Genomic DNA, 21,898 nt, shown 5'->3' on the forward strand with positions numbered 1-21,898 from the left:
AAACGGTTATAGCCTTTTTATGAACAGCGATCGCTGGATATAGCTTAAAACTATTGCATTTTGTAACTTAAACGCATCCAAGACCATCCTATTTGACCTGCTAATCCTAAATTCCCATGAATTCTTTTCCTTCCCCCCTGCCCTGTACGACTGAATTTAACCAAATCCTCTCGGTGCCCCGTTGCGATCGCTGGCAAATCTATCACCGCTTACAAGAATTAGATATTCCCTGTCATTGTCTTGCTGACGGCAGGCTACAGGTTGAGCTTCGTAGCGCGATCGCCTTTTCTCAGGTATGGAGCGTGTTACAGCAATTTACGGCATCTCGCAAACAACTAGTCAATTGGCTGGAGCAATGCTGGTAGATATCGTCGCCAGGATCGTGACCAGGTTAGTTTTACTCACAATGGCTTAGATGTGGGGCAGTGCCTTTAGAGCTACTCCACTCCTGAACAAGAGGTTCCTTATGAGTCAACGGCAATCGGATAAAGCGCCAGAATTTCAGTTAGAAGGTCGCTTTCTCAACTTCATTCTCAAAGATGGCTACAAAATTCGATATTTGCGCTTGTCTACTCCATCTGGAGAATATGTCATCAAACTGTCTAAAGAAGCGAGAGCTTTGTTGGGGCAAACCCTGGTGCCAGGTGACTGGGTGCAGGTGACAGGGTCGCAAAAGCTGGACGATAAAAAAGGAATCATGTCCTTCAAGGCTTACCAGATCACCAAAGTTGCACCGCGCTCTGGACAGCCGACCCCGTCGAACCATGACTTAACTGCTCCGGCTGGGATGAAACCTGACCGGGACAGCACCCCACCTGAATTGGCAACACCTGCTAAAGCCACCATTTTGGTTTGTCAAAAGTCAGACTGTTGTAAACGCGGTGGAAGAGCCGTCGTTCAAGCCCTGGAGACAACGTTGAAAGATCGAAATTTAGCCGATCAGGTTGTGATTCGGGGAACGGGCTGCATGAAGCGCTGTAAGGCGGGTCCTAATCTCGTCATGCCAGATAAAACGAAATATAGCCAGATTCGTCCCCACGAAATTCCCGCTGTGATTGATCAACATTTTCAGCCAACACGCGCAGCGACTGTCCCTAACAGGTCGTCATGAAACGCGAGCGTTGCTTAGGCGTGTGAGAGCCGCGCTCTTCGCGGCTCTCACAATCTATCCAGTGCGAAGCATTGGATTTCAAAGGACATCTTTAACGATCGCTGCCAATTTTTGTGCGGCTCCGGGTTCACCCCGGACTTGACGCAGGCGATCGCGCATGTGGTCTAATTTTTCGGGATGTTCCAATAAATCCAGAGCAAACTCAGCCACCTGTCGGGGTTGCAGTTTACCCAACAGTTCGGGCACGATCATTTCTTTTGCCCAGATATTAGGCCATGCCAGTAAGCGAGATTGGCGCACATATAACCACTTCAGATAATGGTTGATCAGCCTGGCAAAGAGCGAACCCAAGCCCGGTAGATTGGCGAGTAATCCGGGTAAGCCATCCCATGCCCGCATCGCATCCATTTGCTGGGTGGGCAGTAAGACAATCATTGGCACGGTCAACGCCGCTAATTCAGCTGTATTGGCTCCGATTGTGGTCAGGCATAGACGGCAATGTCTCAGGAGATCATAGGCTGGAAAGGTCGTCCACAATGCTACTTGCAAACCATCAGCCGTTTTCAAAAAAAATTCCCCCGACTCTTCTATTAACACAGCCGATATCTGCCCAAAGTATGTCGCGATGGGGTTGCGTTGCGGATCAGCAAATCGAGCCAATGTTTTTAGATCTAACGTAGGCGCAACCGGGATGACAAATTGAGTATGTGGCAAAACGGCATGAATGTGTTGTGCGATCGCCAGAGTCAAGGGCACTCCCTGAGCCAACTTAGCAGCCTTGGAGCCGGGGAGAATCCCGATCAATAACGGCGGAGAACCCGCAGATAAAGACGGAAAGCCAGGAAAACGAGAAACCTTCACCCCTTCATCCCTTAACCCCTTCACCCCTTCATCCCTTAACCCCTTCACCCCTCCATCGACCCCACTCTCCACCACATCTGCCATCAAATCGCCGACCACCGTAAACTTGCGTCGAAATCGGGGGCGAACCCGTTCGACAAGGGCAGGTTGCATGACCCCAAAGCGATCGATCCAGCGCTGCCAGCGGGCTTCCCATTCGCCATAAATCACCGTGCGATATCCCATGCGTTTGCCAATCACAAGGGTATAAAACTGATCCCCGCCGAGAAACAAAACCACACCGCGATCGCGCCAATCCCACCGATCTGCCGTTTTTCCCCAGAGCAAAAATGGGAAGAAGTGCTTTGCGGCTTGAATTCGGTCAATTTCAGGATAGCTACGAGCGATCGCGACTTCTTTGCCCGTGGCATTGGGGCAAGGTGACAGAATCAGAGAGATTCTAATCTGCTGGCGATCGCCGCCCAATCGTTCTCGTAACGCTTTCACGACAGGTCTAACCCAGGTCGTCAGCTCTCCCGGTCCATTGGAGAGAATCACAATATCAGTGGGCTGTCGCTGGTTTTCGTAAGGGTAGCGATCGAAATGGTGAGAATGAATGTCTGTTACGTCCATCGTTGTGCGGATTCAAGCCATTGACGTGACGTTGCCAATTCGGAGGATGACTTGGTATACAAAACCTGTGGTCTTGAGTTCCGACGTATCCTATCGTTCAGCAATGTCCCTAATACACACCAGGGTCTGTTTTAAGAGTTGTTGTTTCGGGCGCTTCGCGCCCGAAACAACAACCTTCTTAGCGAGTTTTAAAGCACGCCCTAAGACTTTATCAGCAATCAAGGGGTGAACTAGAGAAATCGTTGGGTATCGGCATTAAGCCACATCGCCAATAACGTAATTCTGAATAGCGTTCGCCAATAACGTAATTCTGAATAGCGTGAAGTACACGATATTGAGTGAGAGCTGCGCAGAGACTGACTCCCATTAACACCCATCATTTATCCAGGCACAAAGCCCTATCTATCGCCAATATCAATATATTGTAAATAGAGTCTAATCAGTTGAAATAAAATGAGTTCAACTGTTCACAGAGGTTGCTTTGACTGATTGTAAACGCTGATCTCATAGGGATTTGATGAAACGCTTTGTAACAGCGAAACGGTTTGCCAAATCCTCATCCTCACCCAATCGCTTAAGGCAATCCGTACCTCAATTAAATTAAAAACTCAACGTAAAACTTTGTGCTACCCGCTGCGTGGGCGGCGCAGAGGCTTAAAGCTTTATGGCAAATGGGAGGACTACCATCCATGTCAGATTTAGTATTAGCAGCGCAGCAGGGAGATTTACCGCAATTACACCGTCTTTTGGCAGAAGGTCGATCTGTAAATGAACGCGATTTCCATGGCACAACGGCTCTCAGTGCCGCTGCTGAAGCCGGTCATCTCGATAGCGTGGAGCAGTTGATTGCCGCTGGTGCAGATGTCAATCTAGCAGATCCGGAAGGCTGGACTGCATTAATGGGGGCTGCTGCCGCAGGGCATCAAGCGATCGCCCGACAATTGCTAAACCATGGAGCAAACGTCAATGCTAAAACTAATTTTGGCTTAACGGTGTTGATGAGTGCGGCTGCTCAGGGGCAGCCAGAAATTGTCCATTTGCTTTTAGAACACGGCGCAGATATTAATGCCAAAGATGACAATACCTGGACAGCTTTGATTTGGGCAGCCGCCGGAGAGCATCAAGAGGTCGTTGCGCTATTGAAACAGGTGCGATCGCAGCAAGCACTGACTCAACCGAGTTGAAACATTGGTTCCTGTAGGTTCCTTTAAAGCAGCTCAGTCATGGGAATTACAGCCATTTTCAGTTGATTAAGCCACAGATTTTTTGTTGTGTGCCGCGCGGAGCGCGGCACACAACAAAAAATCTAAACATATTCAAGCGCGAAGCGCTGTAAATCACGTCGATGATGGGTTGTACGGGCAAACGATCGCTCGCCCCTGCAAATGATGCAATAGTCGATCTGATTCAATCCCCGATCCTGAGCTACGCAAGGCGATCGCCAGAGACCTTAATCGATCGAAGCACGAGAGAAAACCGTCACAGGGTGAAACTATGCTGACCAAGACACCACCGAGATCTACCACAAAACCAAAGTTACAGGGTATACGACTGATTTGTTTGATACTTTTACTCGTCGGCATTCTGTTTCGCTGGGTCAATATTGATAAAAAAGTCTACTGGCACGATGAGGTTTACACATCCCTGGCAATCACTGCCCATACTCGTTCTGAATTAATTAAAAACGAGTTTACCCATCAAGAAGTAAGTGTTGCCGATCTGCAACAGTACCAGAAGCTGGATCCAGATCGCACTGTCTGGCAAGCTATCCGCTTTTTAGGAACCGAAGATAACCAGCACCCGCCATTGTTTTATATACTCACGCGATATTGGGTGATGCTGTGGGGCGATTCGGTGATGGCAACCCGTAGCATTGCCGTATTGTTTAGCTTATTTACTTTTCCTTGTCTATATTGGCTGTGCCTGGAATTATTTCAATCATCGTTGACAGGATGGGTTGCGATCGCCTTGATGGCAGTTTCTCCGTTCAATCTGCTCTATGCCCAGGAAGCTAGAGAATATAGTTTGTGGATGGTCATGGTGTTAGCATCCAGTGCCTTGCTATTGAGAGCCATGAAGACTTCAAACAGACGCAATTGGGGACTCTATACCCTCAGTTTGTCGATGGCTTTTTATACCTGCTTACTTAGCCTTGTGGTTGCAGCATGGCAAGGTATTTATGTGTTGTTGAACAATCGAGTTGATACGTTATCCATTGCAGGGGTGCGGTTAACCCAACGCACGATGGCATATTGCGTGGCAATGGCGATCGCTTTACTTTCGTTTTCGCCCTGGCTGTATTTGATCTACATCAACTTCAACAGCTTGCAAGCGACAACAGCCTGGACAGGTGCTGCGCAATCACCCCTGGTATTAGCACAAAATTGGGTGTATAACCTCAGCCGCATCTTTATTGATGTAGGGTTTGATGCCTTCCAAAATGATAGCCCTTTTGCCTATCCGCTGATTATCTTGACCCTGCTTTTAGAAGCGTGCGCCATCTACTACATCTGCGTCAAAGCCCCCAGAGATGCCAAAATCTTTTTGTTAACCCTGATAGCTTCAACTACCGTAACCTTCATCCTGCCAGATTTAATCGCAGGGGGTCAACGGTCTATCACGGCTCGATATATGATTCCTAGTTTTCTAGGAATTCTGATTGCCGTTGCCTACTTTTTATCTGAAAGTATGGTTGCGCTCAACCTGCATCGGCGGTACTTTTGGCGATCGATTTCAGCGGGTGTGGTGATGGCTGGATTGCTCTCCTGTATCCTAATTTTGCAAGCAGATACATGGTGGAATAAAGTAGTGAGTTATCACTACCCCGCCATTGCCAGAGTGATCAATCAAAGCGATCGCCCCCTGATTTTGAGTGATGCCTATGCTATCAATCCTGGAAATGTGGTGGCGTTAAGTTATTTAGTCGATGAAAAAACAACCTTTTTCTTAATGCCTGAAATTGGTCAATCCTTAACCGTGCCCAGCATTCCTCCCCGCTTTACAGATACTTTTTTGCTTTACTTGCCTGATGTGTTTAGAAACGCCTTTCAGCAACGATACCAATCCAGCATCGTTCCTATAACCAGCGATCTGTGGAAAGTTAAATCGTAAAGTTCTGTAACCCGATAGTTTTGAGCCTGAAACCAAAGGTTTCAGGCTCAAAACTATCCCATCGTTAAGGGATGCATGGTTTATTCGGAATCTAAATGGGGAACCCTGTAGATAGTTCTGTTAGTCAGCACACTTTATCGGTCGGGCGAATTACGGAGAACTGTTGATGGGCATTTTCAACAAGATTATGGGCGAGTTCGTCGATATTATCGAGTGGCTCGACTCCAGCAACGACACCATGGTCTATCGCTTTGAGCGATACAACAACGAAATTAAAATGGGGGCAAAGCTAACGGTACGCCCCGGACAAAAAGCCGTCTTTGTCAATGAAGGTCAGATTGCGGATGCCTTTGAACCGGGCATGTATCAACTCACCACCCAAAACCTGCCCATCCTCAGCACTATTTTGGGATTTCCCTACGGCTTCAACTCTCCCTTCAAAGCAGAAGTCTACTTTTTTAATACCAAAATTTTTACCAATCTCAAGTGGGGTACCTCCAACCCAATTACGGTTCGAGATCCAGAATTGGGCATGGTGCGTTTACGGGCATATGGGTCTTACAACATCCGTGTCGCCAACCCCAGACAGCTTTTACAAGAATTGGTGAGCACCGACGGTCTGTTCCAGGTCGATGAAATTAGCGAACAGATCCGCAATATGCTGATCACTGCCTTCGCTACCTGGTTTGGCCGCTCTAACATTCCCTTTGCCGACTTTGCTACCCACTATAGCGAATTGGGTGAAACCATTCGCACCGGGATTCAATCAGATATCCAGCAGTTTGGCTTAGAACTGACGCAAATTCTGGTTGAAAATATCTCCCTGCCCCCCGAAGTCGAAGCCGCACTGGATAAGAAAGCATCGATAGGAATTTTGGGCAACATGCAGCAATATGCCCAATATCAGGCAGCCAATGCGATCGAAGCCTCGGCAAACAATCCCAATGGCGGCAATATGGCACTCGACTTTGGCGTTGGCATTGCCATGGGACAACAACTTGCCCAATCGTTTCAAGCAGCTCCAGGCTCAGCCCCTGGTTCACCTGCTACTCCTCCACCCCCACCCGTTGCTCCCCAGTGGTACCTCTCCCGCGATGGACAAAATTTTGGTCCTTTCCCGGTACAACAACTGATTGCCAACGGCTTAACCGCTCAGACCTATGTTTGGCGAGCAGGCATGGCAAACTGGCAACGCGCTGCCGAAGTTGCTGAATTGGCACCCGTTTTAGCCTCTGTTCCACCGCCACCCCCCATGGGTTAGGGATGAGGAATGGGGGTAAAGGGATAGAGGGATGAAGAGATAGAGGGGTAAAGGGATAGAAGGATAGAGGGGTAAAGGGATAGGGGAGTAAAGAGATAAAGGGACGGAGGGATGAAGGGTTAGGAGATTTCTAGCCGACAAATTTCCTCTTGGTTTCGGCTCCGCTGGTTTCGGCTCCGCTCAACCAGCGTGTAGGCTGGGGAAAGTTAAAGGTTAACTGAATGGCTAAGGAGATTTCTGAGAAAGATGTTACCCCTGTGAGGGCAAAGCATTCGTTAGATAATCCCTGGTAAATGGCAAAAAATCATTGTCCGAATGCTTTGCCCCTACGATTCACTGATATAACCTTTTCTAGACATTACCTAAGGTTTGAATTCTAAATTAAACCTTTCACCGTAACACTTAAAACTCACCCCTCCACCCCTTCACCCCTTCACCCTTCATCTCTTGATCCCTCCATCCCTCCATCCCCTCACCTTTCATCTCTTGATCCCTTCACCTCACCCTCCCCACCTCAACCTTTAACCCTCAATACCCTTCCCCATGTCCAATGCTCAGCCGCTGTTAAAGCAATTTCCCTGTCCGGGGTGTGGAGCGTCCCTGGAGTTTCATCCTGGGATAGCGCAGTTGAAATGTCCCTATTGTGGGCGAGAAGAGGCATTGCCTCAAAGTACCCAGAAGGTTGTTGAGCGATCGCTAGATGAATTTGCCAATACCAATCGCACCCAGATTGCACTGTTATCGGTCAATGCCCTGGAGGTGAGTTGTCCGGGATGTCGGGCACAGTTAACTTTTCAGCCACCCGATGTGGCAGGTAAATGCCCCTTTTGTGCCACGAATATTGTGGCGCAACCCCATACCCCCAATCCTGTGATGACGCCAGAAGGGGTTTTGCCCTTTAGCCTGACGCAAAAAGCTGCCCGTGCCAGCATTCGCAAATGGTTGAGTACGCGTTGGTTTGCACCCAATGGCTTGAAGAAAATGGCGCAGCAGGAAGGCATCCAGGGTGTCTATCTGCCGTTTTGGACATATGATTCTCAAACCGAAACGCATTACACCGGGCAACGGGGCGAACACTATTACACCACTGAAACTTATACCATCACCAACGCTGAAGGTAAGTCTGAAACCCGCACCCGGCAGGTGCGCCATACCCGTTGGTATCCAGCATCGGGTCGAGTTAGTCGCTGGTTTGATGATGTTTTGCAGCCAGCCGTGCGATCGCTCAATACCAAACGGCTAGAGCAATTGGAACCCTGGAATTTGTCGAAACTGGTGCCCTATGACCCGTCTTATCTAGCAGGGTTTAAAGCACAGCGCTACCAAATCAGCTTGAAGGAAGGGTTTGAACTGGCTAAGAGCAAAATGGAACCCACGATTCGATCGGATATCCATCGTGATATTGGCGGCGATGAACAGCGCATCAGCTCCATGTCTACAACCTATAGCAATAATACCTTCAAGCATTTACTATTACCGATTTGGATTTCGTCCTATCGCTTCAACAAAAAGCAATATCAAGTCATGGTCAATGCTCAGACGGGTGAAGTATTGGGCGATCGCCCCTATAGCGTCTGGAAAATCTCATTAGCCGTTATCTCGGCGGCAGCGGTTGTAGCTGCATTCTTTGGGGTCAAAGACTATCTCCAAAATCCTCGCCCTTTATTTGAACCCCAACCCTCGTACCCTTCACCCACATTTGCACCCTCGACTCAATGGACACCACCAGCAATACCCGCTACTAGACCCTCAACCGCAGCCCCAACCAACACAAGCTTTCGGGCTGCCGTTAATGCAGCTAGTCAAGCTGCCACCCTGACGCAAACAGCTCAGACTCAAGCCGATTGGGCGCGTGTAACCAATACATGGCTACGGGCAGTTGAGCTAATGAAAGCAGTACCCGCGTCTGATGCCAACTATGCGATCGCGCAGCAAAAAGTCTTGGAATATCAGCGCAACCTCAACTACGCCCGCCAAGAACTGGCTAAACGATCATAACCTCCACTTTCAACTGATATCCTCGTTGGGCAATCCCAACCCAAGAAAAAACAAGCCTAATGCTTTGTTTGAGCGCTTGTTAGTTAGCTTGAATTCAACCTCAGCAGCTTTCACTCGTTCACTGCCACGTAGTATTCGGTGGTTGACAAAAGTAAACTAACCTATCCCAAAACAGAAGCTTTGGGGTTAACTGCAAACTCTAGCCGTGAACGGTAGAAGCAAACATCAAACTCCATAAAGAAGTTTACCTGCCCCAAGATAAGCGGTACGTTGGTAGCTCGTGTCCAGGCAAATACCAGTTGCACAGGCTCAAATTGCCCAACGACTGCTTGAACAAGTACGACACGCGCTTCATATTGAGCTAAATTTCCTGTCAAACTCAGTGCTGTTGTTTGCCGATCCCATTTGTACCCAAGTTCAACTCCTATCGAATAGGGTAGTACGTTGACACTTGCTCCAGTATCCAATAAAGCTGATGAGGCGACGGAAACTTGCTGGTGAAACAGCACAAATGGCAAGTACGGACGAAAACTGGCTTCGCCTAATGCCGTATCACTAGAAACAAAAGGATATCGTTCAGAATTAGGCATGGTCTTGAGTTTTAGCAGCCTGTAGGACTTTCAACATCGTATCCGCTGCCTCAACTGCATCATAAGGCGACCACACTGGATATGACTGGTTAGGTTGAATTAGCTCTGTTTCTTGCTGAGCGAGTTCCGAGATCAGGATTTGCATAATATAGAGCTTGTCTGAACGGCTCATTTCTCTCAATGTCGAGATAAATTCTAAAGAAACCATTTTAAGCACTCCGAGCAAGCCAGATTTGTTCTCCATTTTAAGCGCCTAGTTCACCGTCGTGAAATGCTAAATTACTGGCGTTCAAAAGCTTGTTTGAAAATTGACAATTCTATTTACTACTTCAGCAAAATCATGTTCTCGTAAGGTATCTAGCTTCTCTCCGAGGAAAGAGCGATCGCTCTTCTAATGTGCCTTGATTAAGACTAACATCCACTTCCAACCGCCACCCTCATTGTACAGTTTTAACCAAGAAACGAAGCTAGCTAAGAGCAAAACGTAGCTTTTGAGGTTGTCTTTGGATAGCCTCAAAAGCTACTTGCCTTGAACCGTCCACTGCTTTGATGGATTGGGCTGCCAACAGGAACATTACTTTATGATTTTATCTGAGATTACAGAGTGTCGTTTCAGAGCAAGCTTTACCAAACGGTTCATTAAAGATACTAGAACCTGTACAAGTTCTGCCTTCGTTCCATCCAGTTGCAGTCATGCTTGAAGGATCAAATTGTACAGACACTGGTTGGCAGTCAGTATTATCATTCTTCCATTCAAAACTAATGAGGTTAGATCCTTGAACAGGTTCACCTAGTTCCTGACGAATTTGGTCATTGACAACCGTATCGGGCATGCGACCTAACAAAGCAACAACCTCTTTATAAGTCATCCCCGTTTTAAGCTGAGCAGCTTGCTGAGATATCGGTAACTCTTGCTTAGTAGATTGCTCTGGTTGTTGGACTACATTAGCTGGTGTTGTACTATTGCGCTGAGCGTACTCAAGATTACTTTGATATTCAACTGCTTTTTGTTGTGCAGTTTCGTAATTTGTACTAGATTCTGGGACATCTTTCATAAGGTTGACAGCTTGCTGCCAAGTGTCAGCAACCTTACTCCATTCCTCAGGGGTTTTAGCCGTTTGTGTAAGATTAGCGGCTTCCATAGCTTTATTTACCGCATCTCTAAATGGATCAGTTGCACTAGGTTGACTAGAGGTACTTGTCTGAGTAGATTGAGGTTGGTCTGTCGATGGCTCGGATGTTTCGCTACTAAAATTACATCCATGCAAGAGTAACAATGAGATTGTTGTCAATGCTGCGATTAGATGCGTAGATAACTTCATGATACTTACTCGTTGTTTGTATTCAATTACACGAGAGACTTTGTTTTGCCTATCGAAAGTTTCCCCACTGTAGATTTCTCCTATTGAGCGTTAGCATAACCTCAGATAATTTTAAGCAGCTAATAAATAGCCTTTCTAAATGCTTGGGCAACACAACAATCTAATCAAACAGATGAATTCCGTGTAATTTCCTAATTGGGGGAGTGATATGGAATATGTACAATTCATACTCTATTAATGAGGAGTTAGGTGGAAATTTATATAAACTCTATAGCGCGATCGCTTTTTATACGGTCTGTATGCAAGCGGATTATTAGACCACTACATTTAGAGTAGGTAGCCAGGGAATATCTGTAACGCCTGGTTCATAGCCAAGTTGATTGAGCAATGTTGTGATCTGTCCTCGATGATGCGTTTGATGATTGAACATATGGGTCACCAAAATCGAGGCAGGTAGCACACGGCGTTTTCCGTCTACGTTGCTTGTGTACTCAAAGGGTTGTCTGAGCCACAACGGATCAAGCTTGATCGACCATTCTAAAATTTGCTGATCCATCTTCTCTCGCTCTACTCTTAGCTCTTCAAAATCCTCATATAGCTCCTGCCCGATCGCTGCGACTGAGAATGGGTTGTTGGTAAAACGTCCCATCCATGCCTTGTCGCCATAAAGTAAGTGATTCAATGTTCCATGAATAGACTTAAAGAAAGCACCCAAATCTTGTTTGCGTTTTTCGTCAGGAATCATCAAACAAACTGAATACAGACTCTGATTCATCCAGCAATTGTATTCAGCCATTAGTTGGTAGTAGCTACCGTCATACATACTCATCAACTTCTAATCATTGCGGTTGAACTGACTCAATTGTGCAAATGTATCTTGCGATCGCATCTTACAACAATCTTTTGATTATGCCGCAATTGAGGGGAGTGCCCCAAAGGTAAGGACAGCTGAAACTCATGGACTGCTTCAATAGGCTGAATCAATCACCTGAATCAATCACCGAGCATCAGGGCGGTGTGGGTGCTGCTACTTGCAATTACTTTAGCAAGATTTCGAGTTCTGTCTGGGCTTGAACCAATCGTTCTGAAAACAGTGTATTCATGAAGTCGCTGAGTTGGTTGGCGAGTTGCGGATGTTCTTGCTGCATTTTTTCGAGTGCCGTTGCCGACAGGAAGTGAAGTGTACTTGAGCTGTCTGCGATCGCCGAAACTCGATAGGCGCGTTGGGCATAGAAGTCTGTTTCACCGACAATCGTTCCGGGCCCCAGGGTTTCGCAGGGGTGTCCATTGGGCAGATTGTCGCGATCTCGAATCATGCTGATCTGCCCATATTCTAAGAAATACAAACCAGTAGGGCGATCGCCTTGATGAAATAGATAGCTGCCTTTGGGGAGGTTGATGGCGGTTAAGTAATTGAGAAATTGATGGATATGGTCTTGATCTTTCGTGAAGAAAATTTGTAATTGCAAGGCTAAAGGCAATGTTCGGCGGCGGCGAAACTTACTGTTTTCTAATACCTGGTTTTCGCACCAGGTGATACCTTCATCTAAAGTCGGCATGACCTGGATATCTGCCAACAGTCCTTCATGCTGAAACTGCTGGTGAATTCGGTCTGAAAGGTTGGTAAGAACCAGAGTCAGCGATCGCTCTTGTGCCAATTGTTTGAGCTTGAGGAAGCTAAGAATAGCAGATGAATCAAGACCACTGACTAAGCGAAAGTCTAAAACAAGAAATCGGATTGAAGCTTTTTGGTTGCTTAATTGCTGGCGAATTTGCTTCAGCAAGGTGTGGGCAGTCCCAAAAAAAATAAAGCCCTGAAGCTGCAAGATATGAATCTGATTGCCTTCTCGACGCAGCAAGCGTTCTTGATTGGGCGATCGCCGCAACCGGCTCATATAGTTGAGTCCCGATAACGCATGGCGGGTGACGTTGATCTGGCTATACTTCAACACAAATAGTGCGATCGCCGCAATCAGTCCTACCGTAACGCCTTCCATGAAGCCAACGGTGGTGACAATCCCGGTAATCAGCAACATGATGGCATAATCAACCCGAGATAGCTTGAACCAGCCTTCATAGACCCACGATAGGATTAGGGGAATGCCAATAAATAAGAGCGAACCACCGGCAACAAAGCGGGGAAAAAAGGATAGAAGGGATAGTCCGGCAAACAATACAACCAGGTAAAACCCAGAGACAATCACCCCGGTCATCCGACGATTGCCCCCAATCTGGCACGCCAATAGGGTTGCACCGATGGTATGGCTGCCCACAATGCCACCCAACAAGCCCGAACAGATATTGGCAATCCCTGCGGCTTTCAGCTCTCGATTCAGATCTAGATCTTGATTCATCACCAATTCAATGCCGCTAGATACTAGCAAAATCGACAAGGCTGTGATTAACATCAAGGCAAACATCCCCGGAAGTTGGGTGAGGATCAGCATCCAGTTGACCTGGGTTAGATGAAAGAGGCTGATGGGTTGCCAGAGTTGACCGGAGGGAAAGGGACCCAGTAACCATCGGTGTTGAAAGGCATCGGCAATCGATGTGTGGGTCAGGGAGAGAACCAGGTAAAACAAGCTGGTGACGGTGAAAAAGCTGATGGGGATAACCAGAACGTTTTTGTAACGATGGGTGAGGACGAGTAAGGCGATCGCAAACACAAAACCGGGGACCCACTTCAACACGACATCGGCTTGAAATAACAGTGGCAATTGGGCGATCGTTCCTACATCTGCCATCACTTGCAAGCCGCCCAGCGACAACAAGCAGCCCAGCCCAGCCAGATAGCCTCCGACAACGGGATAGGGCAAAAAGCGAATTAATTCGCCCAGCCGCAACTGCCCTACTACCCATAAGAAAATGCCGACCAGTAAAGAGGTCAGGGCGATCGCCGCAAGAATGGTGAGAATCATCTCTTCCGGTGTTGCCGAACTCGGTAACTGTCGCGCCACAGCACTCAAAATGATAGCCAGGGTCGCCATTTCTTCGGCAACGGGGAAGGCAATAATGCCTTTGAACGAACTGCGTAACGCGATGATTAACCCAATAATGGCGGAACTAAACAGGTTAATGCCAATGCCCATTGCTACAAATGGCTCAAGATTGCCAGAAAACACAAAGGCTGCCATAGGGATAATATCGGTGAGCGTGGCAATTAGCCCTGCGACGAAACCAGCCATAATGCCGGGTAAAAGCCTATCGATCCGCAGCTTTTGTGTGAGCGCAGATGTCACTATGGTTCCTCCATTAATCTGGCTGATGCACGATTATTTCTGGTAGCGTCTGATGAATAAGTTTTGCGCGGAATTTAAGTAAACGGACTTTACCAAATCACACTCGAATATGTGAAAAATCTTCAATAATCTTATTTCATTCAACGCTAAGGCGTCTGGTACATAGCGCTGTGCAGGTTGATTCAGTACGGTGTTGTGGGGCGCGAAGCGCCCCACAACACCGTTTCTGTACTTAATGCGCTATGGCAACCGTCGAGACGGTCATTCAGAGAGAGCCGCACGGAGTGCGGCTCCCTCTTCACACCTTATACTTGACGCCATCGAGAAGTTCTGAGCTTAGGCTTTTGCAAAACTCATGCGGCTGAGGAAGGTCTTCAGGCGATCGCTTTTAGGATGGGTTAACACTTGTCGAGCGGCACCTTCTTCTTCAACGCAGCCCTGGTTTAAGAACATCACTCGATGTGCGACCTCTCGGGCAAACTGCATTTCGTGAGTGACGATCGCCATTGTCATGCCTTCTTCTGCCAGTTGTTGCATGACCGTCAGCACTTCGCCGACGAGTTCTGGATCGAGCGCACTGGTCGGTTCATCAAACAACATAATTTTAGGTTTCATACACAGCGAACGCGCGATCGCCACCCGTTGCTTTTGCCCGCCCGACAACTGATCAGGGTAAGCCTCTGCCTTTTCGAGTAAACCCACCTTATCCAAATAAAACCGGGCAATCCGGTTACTTTCCTTCGCAGACTCATTCAACACCTTACGGGGAGCCAGCGTCAGGTTTTGCAGCACCGTCATGTGGGGAAACAGGTTGAATTGCTGGAATACCATGCCCACCTCTGTACGCAGTTGGCGTAACTCGCTATTGTCTAAGTGGGGATGAGATAAATCGATGCCGTTGACAACTAAACGCCCGCCATTAATCGTTTCTAATCGATTAAAACAGCGTAACAGTGTGCTTTTGCCACAACCGGACGAGCCAATAATGGCAACGACTTCACCCTGGCTAATCTGTCCACTGATGCCCTTTAAAACTTTGAGAGGTCCAAAGCTTTTCTCTACCGCTTCACAAACAATTACCGGGGTGCCAGCATTCATGGTTTAAAATTCAGCACAATAATAGATTTCAGCTTTTGCTTAGCACAGATTATACAGGGTGCTGTTCGAAGAGGAAATGTTTTGTAGAATTACAGAATTGTGCAATCTCAGTTACAGCAAGCGACCATATCAACCGCTTTGATTAATGGAGACACTTTAATTTAATGACTATGTTTTCTCGCTCCCAGCTCCTCCGTCGAATTTTTCCCGGCGTTCTCAGTCTAATTTGCGTCGTCTTATTCGCCGCCTGTGGAGGTGCCCCAACCGACGAAACAGCCAGCCCTGGAACGGGTGCCGAAAGCTCGGCGGCTGATACCACCTTTAAAGTTGCCACCGAGCCTGCTTTTCCACCGTTTGAGTCGCAGGCTTCAGACGGTTCACTCGAAGGATTTGATATCGATTTGATGAATGCGATCGGTGAAGCCGCAGGCTTTAAGGTCGAATTCGAGAGCTTACCATTCGATGGCATTATTCCGGCGCTACAGGCTGAAACGGTGGATGCTGCTATCAGTGCTATGACCATTACTGCCGAAAGAGCCCAAACGGTCAGCTTCTCCCGACCTTATTTCAAAGCTGGTCTGGCGATCGCTGTGCAAGAGTCGAATACCGACATCACCTCGCTTGACAGTCTGAAAGGTAAGAAAATTGCTGCTCAGATTGGTACAACGGGTGCAAACCAAGCCAATGAAGTCGAAGGCGCAGAAGTTCGCACGTTTGATTCTGCACCGCTGGCATTGCAAGAGTTACTCAATGGCAACGTCGATGCCGTCATCAATGATGCTCCTGTAACCCTCTATGCCATCCAGAGCGGCAATATCCAGGGGCTTAAAGTCGTTGGTCAGTTGGTGACCGAAGAGTTTTATGGCATTGCATCGCCTCAAGACTCGACCAATGTCGATCTGATCAACACAGGCTTGAGCGCTATTTTGGATAACGGTAAGTACACCGAAATTTACAAAAAATGGTTTGGCAGCGAACCCCCTGAGTTACCCGAAACCGCACCCCTCTAACCTGTGCTAAATCATGGTATGAGTTTGACAGTGAACCCTTTGGCTTCACTGTCAAACTCATAGCTAATATGAGATCGCAATAGAGCCATCATTTAGATCGACGTCCGTTTAATATTTATTACTGTGACTAATTTTTTAGACATTATTGTAAAAGCCCTGCCCAATATCTTGTTGGGCGCTATTGTTACCCTGCAACTGACGGCTTTGTCGGTGGTTTTAGGGATGATAGGAGGCGTCCTCATTGGTATCGCGCGCCTTTCTTTGAATCTGCCGATACGATGGCTTTCTAGAGCGTATGTTGATTTTTTTCGTGGCACTCCCCTACTGGTGCAAATCTTCTGGATTTACTTTGGCTTTCCGGGGCTTGCCAATGCGATCGGCTTCAAACTCAATATGAATCAGTGGACCGCAGCCGTGCTGGCTCTGAGTCTTAATAGTGCGGCTTATTTAGCAGAAATTGTTCGTGCCGGTATCCAATCGATTGAAACAGGTCAGCGTGAAGCTTCTGAATCATTGGGATTGGGTGCAGTTCAGACGATGCGCTATGTAATCTTTCCGCAAGCCTTCCGCCGGATGATTCCGCCCATCGGCAACGAATTTATTACCTTGCTCAAAGATACCAGTCTGGTTGCCGTGATTGGGTTAGAAGAAACCTTTCGCCGGGGGCAGTTGATTGTTGCCCAAACCTATCAATCCTTTCAGGTCTATACAGCTGTTGCGTTAGTCTACTTGATTTTGACAACGCTTTCATCCTACGCCTTTACGGTGCTAGAAAAGTCGATGAATCCTGTTGAACAAGCCAAACGTAAAGCCAATCAACCCGTTCAAGATGCGATCGCTGGAGAGTGAAGAGACAGAACCATCGCTTCAGTCAGTGTTGTTGAATGAGCATCTCTATAGCCCCCCAGATCTGCCAATTCTGGGGGATTTTTATTTTTTATTTCCTTGATAGCAGTCGAGGGTTTGATGAGGGCAAAGGTAGTGTGAGAACCCGCGCGGAGCGCGGGTTCTCACACTACCCCCTGATTTAACCGTCTCGACGGTTGCGATATCAATGGCGCGATCGCCAACTTACGATCTGAGATGGCTATGCTCTGGGTGCCACAGGTTATCCTGTGTAATAGGGTTCATTAGAAACCGTTCCACCCTTAATCACCCGTCTCTTATCCTTCAGCTCCTAAATCTACCTATGATTGATCTCTACTACTGGACAACCCCCAACGGGCACAAAATCACCATTTTTCTAGAAGAAGCTGAGCTGCCGTATACCATCAAGCCGATCAATATTGCGCAAGGCGATCAGTTTCAGCCCGATTTTCTGAAAATCTCACCCAATAACCGTATTCCAGCGATTGTCGATCAAGCTCCTGCGGATGGTGGCGCACCGATCAGCGTATTTGAATCGGGAGCGATTTTGCAATATTTGGCAGAGAAAACAGGGAAATTCCTTGCATCAGATCTGCGCGATCGCGTTGAAACCATGCAATGGTTGTTCTGGCAGATGGGTGGATTGGGACCCATGTTGGGGCAAAACCATCACTTTGTTACCTATGCACCCGAAAAAATTCCCTATGCGATCAATCGCTATGTCAAGGAAACAGAACGGTTGTATGGGGTGTTAAATGAACGGTTGAGCGATCGCGACTTTGTTGCCGGAGCTTACTCCATCGCTGATATGGCAGCCTATCCCTGGATTGTGCCCTACGAACGTCAGCAGCAAAATCTGGATGATTTTCCCCATGTCAAACGCTGGTTTGAAGCCATCAAAGCTCGTCCGGCTGTTCAACGAGCCTATGCCAAAGCAGATGAAATCAATACCGCAGCAACTGTAAACGAAGCCTCCAAAGCCATCCTCTTCAATCAAGGACGACGAAGTTGATGATGCAGTTTTATAACTATCAAATCTAAATCATGCTTTTGCAAAAAAGCCCTGCAAGTCTATTCCTAGGCATGCAGGATTTTCTTGTAAATGCTTGTCAGCTAGTTTTTTAATAATGCGGATTTTAGTCCAAACCCCATTCATTCCGAAGAGTATCAAGTTTAGGACTCTTAACACTCAAACTTTTACACTCATTCAAAAACATTATTACCTGCTCGTTATCAAGAGATAAACCTGCTTCTTGTAAATTACTAATAAAAGTGATGACATCCGAAGTTGTCAGAGAAGAATTAATCTCACCCAACAAGATTGCATTTTCGAACTCCCTGCAAATTAGTTCAATATCAGAAGAGGTACATCTAGAACTTTGTTCTGCCAGAATCGTAAAGTTAATAAGTTCTAGTTTTAGATCGAAATCAAAATTAATAAGTTCTAGATTCTTCTTAAGCTTCAAAAGATAGTAGTTAAACAACTCTAGTCGTTCTTTCTCATTAGGCGGGAAAATAGGAATTTTCCAATCAAATCTGCCAGAGCGTTTTAATGCGCCATCAATTCTACTCAAACAATTCGTTGCTGCAATCACGATAACATCACTATCTTTAATGTTATTCAGTTCAATCAGAAGTTGATTAATCGTTGCCTTCTGATCTGTATGAGCTTGAAATTCATCTCGACTGAATCCAATACTATCTAGTTCATCGATAAATAAAACCGAAGGGGCTTTCTTTTTAGCTTGAGCAAAAATATCTCGAATATTTTTTTGTGCTTCACTAATATAAGAACTCTGAATATCAGCAGGAGAAAATTTAAAGAAATACCTTTCAGACTCATTAGTAAATGCATTAGCAAGTAGAGTTTTACCACACCCTGGTAAACCAAAAAACAAAATACCTCCTACTCTACCTTTAAATCCTTTAGCCTGAAGATCTAGAAGTCTTTTCAGTTTTACTTTCTCATCATGCAGTCCGACAACATCTTTAAAGTCTAACTTAACTTCTTCAGCAATTGGGATTACCTTCTGAGCCTGAATATTTCTATTAGGTGAAATGTATTTAAAGGAAGGATAGTTTATCGTTTCAAACGATACTGAAACTAACTGATGATTTTCATAATCAGGTGACATGATTAAGAGCTTGAAAGACCGTCCAAATTTCGAAGAAAAATCATGTTCAAGAATTTCTTTAACTTTCTTGAGTTGATAATAATTCCGAGCAACTTCAAATCCAGGTAAAACTAGCCAAAGGCTTTCAAGTGTTTCGGGCCATCCCATGGATTTAGCTAAAGTTCGGTCAATTAAATCAAAGAAAACATTTCCTCCATTATACCCTTTACTTTTTAATGTTTCTACTTCAACAAAAATTCTGTTTTCTATGCAAACATCGGGGCGTCTTTTAATAGAGTTTTCTTCTAAGATTTCTTGAATATTTTGATCTTCTGTGACACCATCAGAAGAATTGCTTGTAGTTGTTCCAATCTCGCAACGAATTTCGGATAAATTGAAGCCGATATTTTCAAGAGTTCTAATAGCAAAATATTTGAGGAAAATATGCTCATCACTCTCATATCCCCAAGTTAAGCTACTAAAATGTTCAGGTTTCATTTTCAACAAAAGTTGGGATTCTGCTTGAATCTGAGTTTTTTGAAGTTCTAGAAAATAGTCAAGCATGGATATCTCATCTTCATCAAGCTGATAATTTGGGACTTCAAGTAAAAGCCGGAAATGAGCATAGATATCTTCTAAATTTTGAATTTCACTAAATCTAGAATATTTACATCTTAAAGTGAATGTAAAGGGGATTTGGCTGGCGGCTCTATTAACTAAATATCCTAATAAGTCTTCTCTTTGATGACTATGAATTTCATATTCTGAAGGGCAGTGAAACAAGATGAAAAGCTGATCAGAATTGTATTTATTTGCATATAAAGATAATCGTTTTAGTTCTTCGTCAAACTTCTCCGAATCTAATAGTTCTAAGCCAGTCGAGCCAAGCAAAACATTCGTCATAGTAGTTTGATCAAAATGAAAAATGCTAGCATTAAGAAAATCGAAGCTACTTGAGTTTTCAATCTGGCCATCAGCCCGATCAAATGAAATTTTTGAAGATAAAGGTATGCCATGCAAGCCACGATACTGAGATTTTCTAACTAATTCATAGGTTAGAATTTTGACGACAACTTCAGAGAAGAAATCTTCTTGGGATGGAATCAGGAAGATTCCAATAGGTTGATTTGAATCAAGACAAGCTTGAAATCGCTCATATTCTTGATCAGAGCCAAAATCAAATAGATAGTAAAAGAAATCATGCTTCACCTGCACAGGTTCTAGAACTTGTGCTGGAGTTCGACTTGTTAGTGAAGGTTGACCGATAAAAGTTTCAGAGTTTCCTTTGATAGAAATATAAACTCGTGTATCAATTGGTATATAAGTATCAAAAGCAGGTGTGCAAGAAAGTCCTAAAGCACTAAGAGCGATATTAAATTCATCTATAAACACCTGGCTTCTACGAAGGTAGCCAAATTGCTGCATGATTGTTTTAACTCGCATACTCTTTTTAGATTGACCTGTTCTTTGAAGCTCATTTTTGATAGCGGTTAGATATTCGATATACATGATGTTGCCTCGTCGAATCTTTTTGATTGAATGTTTTACAAGGTTTTCGTATGATAGTTCTCTAAATGCTGATATGAAACAGTTATCGTTCTGAAATTTAAGCAAAGTAAACAAAGCTTTTAATATCGCAATATTGATTTTCTAAAAAGATAGAGGTTACGATTTTAACTCTGACAGACATGATTTATCAGAGTATTCAACGCAGCAGAGAGCAACTAATGCTTGATAGCAACAATGCGTAATCTGCGATAGTGGGCAGTCCAGTGATCATCTTGATAAAAGCGATCGCGCAGATGCTCTTCAACTAGATGAATCGCTTGGCTCTGTTTCTCAATCGGTAGCGTAGACAAAAATGGGGCAGCAAACATCGTCAACCAATTCGCCATGCCTGCATCACCCTCTTCTAATGGGGTTGGACGATCGAAAAGAGCGGCAAAGTTAACTTCAAATCCTGCTTGCTCTAACAAGGTGGTATACTCCCCAATGCTCGGAAAATACCAGGGATTCAAGGCTTCGGGCTGATCAACACCCAGAGTTTGCAGTGCCAAATAAAGTGCATCGGCGATCGCCTTGATATTTCCCTTACCGCCCAATTCGGCAACCAATCGCCCACCCGGTTTTAGGGCTTCATAGATACAACGAATGGCGTCTTCCGGTGGCTTGATCCAGTGCAACGCGGCATTGGAAAAAATGGCATCGACCGGATCTTCGATCTGAAAATTTTTTGCATCTGCCACAACAAAGTGTAAGTGCGGATAGTTACGTTTTGCTTGCTTGATCATGGCAGCATCGGCATCCATCCCCAACACAGAGGCATGGGCGATCGCAATTTCCTGAGTCAGTTGACCCATGCCACATCCCAGATCTAGAATTCGTTCTCCAGGCTGAGGATTGAGCAGTGTCACTAATGCTTTGCCATAGTGCCAGACAAACGCATGATTCTCTTCGTAAAGGGTCGTATTCCAGGTATGTTGTGGCATGGCTAAATCAGGAGATGGAGTTCAACTGGGTCTAATGACACGGAGAATTGGGAGTTGCGCCCCCAATCCTTTGTAAACCGTTTAACTCCTTCAAAAGAAGGAGATTGGAGTCAACGTCTCCCTTTTTAAGGGGGTTTAGGGTGAGGGCAACCTGTCATGGGTACTACCACGGTAGAAAAGAGAACTATAAATGTCCAATATATTTTTCTCTATGG

General features: G+C 45.8%; 18 protein-coding genes. 9 read left to right on the top strand and 9 right to left on the bottom strand.

Features of this window, described 5'->3' with window-relative positions:
* Positions 1-116: 116 nt before the first annotated feature.
* Together ACR6Z4_RS11310 and ACR6Z4_RS11315 are read left to right on the top strand one after the other, a co-directional pair.
* Positions 117-365 carry an Asr1405/Asl0597 family protein gene (locus ACR6Z4_RS11310; RefSeq protein ID WP_479717371.1) on the top strand — a complete coding sequence of 83 codons (249 nt, stop codon included), beginning with the start codon at positions 117-119 and terminating at the stop codon, positions 363-365.
* A 101-nt stretch (positions 366-466) separates the two neighbouring features.
* Entirely contained in the window at positions 467-1,111 is a 645-nt protein-coding gene (locus tag ACR6Z4_RS11315; RefSeq protein ID WP_479717372.1) for a (2Fe-2S) ferredoxin domain-containing protein, read from the top strand.
* Between the two features lie 78 nt (positions 1,112-1,189).
* Here ACR6Z4_RS11315 and ACR6Z4_RS11320 read toward each other — a convergent pair whose 3' ends face one another.
* Entirely contained in the window at positions 1,190-2,584 is a 1,395-nt protein-coding gene (locus tag ACR6Z4_RS11320) for a glycosyltransferase family protein (protein ID WP_479717373.1), read from the bottom strand.
* 689 nt (positions 2,585-3,273) lie between these two features.
* Here ACR6Z4_RS11320 and ACR6Z4_RS11325 point away from each other — a divergent pair.
* The 4 genes from ACR6Z4_RS11325 (at position 3,274) to ACR6Z4_RS11340 (ending at position 8,954) form a co-directional block, all read left to right on the top strand.
* Positions 3,274-3,768, top strand: a complete 495-nt coding sequence (locus tag ACR6Z4_RS11325; protein WP_479717374.1) for an ankyrin repeat domain-containing protein — start codon at positions 3,274-3,276, stop codon at positions 3,766-3,768.
* Between the two features lie 310 nt (positions 3,769-4,078).
* Positions 4,079-5,695: a glycosyltransferase family 39 protein gene (locus tag ACR6Z4_RS11330; RefSeq protein WP_479717375.1), complete on the top strand. Its 1,617-nt coding sequence runs from the start codon at positions 4,079-4,081 to the stop codon at positions 5,693-5,695.
* A gap of 166 nt (positions 5,696-5,861) precedes the next feature.
* The gene (locus ACR6Z4_RS11335; RefSeq protein ID WP_479717376.1) at positions 5,862-6,956 is read left to right on the top strand and encodes an SPFH domain-containing protein; all 1,095 of its coding nucleotides are present in this window, start codon (positions 5,862-5,864) and stop codon (positions 6,954-6,956) included.
* A gap of 543 nt (positions 6,957-7,499) precedes the next feature.
* A complete protein-coding gene (locus ACR6Z4_RS11340; protein ID WP_479717377.1) occupies positions 7,500-8,954 on the top strand; it encodes a TFIIB-type zinc ribbon-containing protein in 1,455 nt (484 codons plus the stop codon).
* Between the two features lie 161 nt (positions 8,955-9,115).
* Here the strand turns inward: ACR6Z4_RS11340 and ACR6Z4_RS11345 are convergent, their stop codons facing one another.
* The 6 genes from ACR6Z4_RS11345 to ACR6Z4_RS11370 form a co-directional block, all read right to left on the bottom strand.
* Complete coding sequence (locus tag ACR6Z4_RS11345; RefSeq protein ID WP_479717378.1) at positions 9,116-9,544, bottom strand: aspartyl protease family protein; 429 nt, start codon at positions 9,542-9,544, stop codon at positions 9,116-9,118.
* Complete coding sequence (locus ACR6Z4_RS11350; RefSeq protein WP_479717379.1) at positions 9,537-9,752, bottom strand: hypothetical protein; 216 nt, start codon at positions 9,750-9,752, stop codon at positions 9,537-9,539. Before ACR6Z4_RS11350 ends, ACR6Z4_RS11345 begins: the two co-directional genes overlap by 8 nt.
* A gap of 379 nt (positions 9,753-10,131) precedes the next feature.
* Positions 10,132-10,866, bottom strand: coding sequence for a hypothetical protein (locus ACR6Z4_RS11355; protein WP_479717380.1), 735 nt, complete (start codon positions 10,864-10,866; stop codon positions 10,132-10,134).
* A 313-nt stretch (positions 10,867-11,179) separates the two neighbouring features.
* Positions 11,180-11,689, bottom strand: coding sequence for a DinB family protein (locus tag ACR6Z4_RS11360; protein ID WP_479717411.1), 510 nt, complete (start codon positions 11,687-11,689; stop codon positions 11,180-11,182).
* A gap of 214 nt (positions 11,690-11,903) precedes the next feature.
* A complete protein-coding gene (locus ACR6Z4_RS11365; RefSeq protein WP_479717381.1) occupies positions 11,904-14,105 on the bottom strand; it encodes a SulP family inorganic anion transporter in 2,202 nt (733 codons plus the stop codon).
* 336 nt (positions 14,106-14,441) lie between these two features.
* Entirely contained in the window at positions 14,442-15,203 is a 762-nt protein-coding gene (locus ACR6Z4_RS11370; RefSeq protein WP_479717382.1) for an amino acid ABC transporter ATP-binding protein, read from the bottom strand.
* A gap of 170 nt (positions 15,204-15,373) precedes the next feature.
* On the opposite strand from ACR6Z4_RS11370, the gene ACR6Z4_RS11375 reads away from it, so the two are divergent.
* The 3 genes from ACR6Z4_RS11375 to ACR6Z4_RS11385 all read left to right on the top strand — a co-directional run bounded on the left by ACR6Z4_RS11375 (position 15,374) and on the right by ACR6Z4_RS11385 (position 18,092).
* Positions 15,374-16,213 (top strand): basic amino acid ABC transporter substrate-binding protein, encoded by an 840-nt coding sequence (locus ACR6Z4_RS11375; protein WP_479717383.1) that lies wholly within the window; start codon positions 15,374-15,376, stop codon positions 16,211-16,213.
* Positions 16,214-16,336: 123 nt separating this feature from the next.
* Positions 16,337-17,062, top strand: a complete 726-nt coding sequence (locus ACR6Z4_RS11380) for an amino acid ABC transporter permease (RefSeq protein ID WP_479717384.1) — start codon at positions 16,337-16,339, stop codon at positions 17,060-17,062.
* 340 nt (positions 17,063-17,402) lie between these two features.
* Positions 17,403-18,092 (top strand): glutathione binding-like protein, encoded by a 690-nt coding sequence (locus tag ACR6Z4_RS11385; protein WP_479717385.1) that lies wholly within the window; start codon positions 17,403-17,405, stop codon positions 18,090-18,092.
* Between the two features lie 124 nt (positions 18,093-18,216).
* Here the strand turns inward: ACR6Z4_RS11385 and ACR6Z4_RS11390 are convergent, their stop codons facing one another.
* Positions 18,217-20,703, bottom strand: coding sequence for an AAA family ATPase (locus ACR6Z4_RS11390; protein WP_479717386.1), 2,487 nt, complete (start codon positions 20,701-20,703; stop codon positions 18,217-18,219).
* Between the two features lie 215 nt (positions 20,704-20,918).
* Positions 20,919-21,683, bottom strand: coding sequence for a class I SAM-dependent methyltransferase (locus ACR6Z4_RS11395; protein WP_479717387.1), 765 nt, complete (start codon positions 21,681-21,683; stop codon positions 20,919-20,921).
* Between the last annotated feature and the right edge of the window lie 215 nt (positions 21,684-21,898).

Source organism: Calyptranema fuscum S582 (assembly GCF_055793305.1).

Coding starts and splice junctions, on each gene's coding strand:
- ACR6Z4_RS11310 (WP_479717371.1), top strand. CDS start 117: ATGAATTCTTTTCCTTCCCCCCTGCCCTGTACGACTGAATTTAACCAA.
- ACR6Z4_RS11315 (WP_479717372.1), top strand. CDS start 467: ATGAGTCAACGGCAATCGGATAAAGCGCCAGAATTTCAGTTAGAAGGT.
- ACR6Z4_RS11320 (WP_479717373.1), bottom strand. CDS start 2,584: ATGGACGTAACAGACATTCATTCTCACCATTTCGATCGCTACCCTTAC.
- ACR6Z4_RS11325 (WP_479717374.1), top strand. CDS start 3,274: ATGTCAGATTTAGTATTAGCAGCGCAGCAGGGAGATTTACCGCAATTA.
- ACR6Z4_RS11330 (WP_479717375.1), top strand. CDS start 4,079: ATGCTGACCAAGACACCACCGAGATCTACCACAAAACCAAAGTTACAG.
- ACR6Z4_RS11335 (WP_479717376.1), top strand. CDS start 5,862: ATGGGCATTTTCAACAAGATTATGGGCGAGTTCGTCGATATTATCGAG.
- ACR6Z4_RS11340 (WP_479717377.1), top strand. CDS start 7,500: ATGTCCAATGCTCAGCCGCTGTTAAAGCAATTTCCCTGTCCGGGGTGT.
- ACR6Z4_RS11345 (WP_479717378.1), bottom strand. CDS start 9,544: ATGCCTAATTCTGAACGATATCCTTTTGTTTCTAGTGATACGGCATTA.
- ACR6Z4_RS11350 (WP_479717379.1), bottom strand. CDS start 9,752: ATGGTTTCTTTAGAATTTATCTCGACATTGAGAGAAATGAGCCGTTCA.
- ACR6Z4_RS11355 (WP_479717380.1), bottom strand. CDS start 10,866: ATGAAGTTATCTACGCATCTAATCGCAGCATTGACAACAATCTCATTG.
- ACR6Z4_RS11360 (WP_479717411.1), bottom strand. CDS start 11,689: ATGTATGACGGTAGCTACTACCAACTAATGGCTGAATACAATTGCTGG.
- ACR6Z4_RS11370 (WP_479717382.1), bottom strand. CDS start 15,203: ATGAATGCTGGCACCCCGGTAATTGTTTGTGAAGCGGTAGAGAAAAGC.
- ACR6Z4_RS11375 (WP_479717383.1), top strand. CDS start 15,374: ATGTTTTCTCGCTCCCAGCTCCTCCGTCGAATTTTTCCCGGCGTTCTC.
- ACR6Z4_RS11385 (WP_479717385.1), top strand. CDS start 17,403: ATGATTGATCTCTACTACTGGACAACCCCCAACGGGCACAAAATCACC.
- ACR6Z4_RS11390 (WP_479717386.1), bottom strand. CDS start 20,703: ATGTATATCGAATATCTAACCGCTATCAAAAATGAGCTTCAAAGAACA.
- ACR6Z4_RS11395 (WP_479717387.1), bottom strand. CDS start 21,683: ATGCCACAACATACCTGGAATACGACCCTTTACGAAGAGAATCATGCG.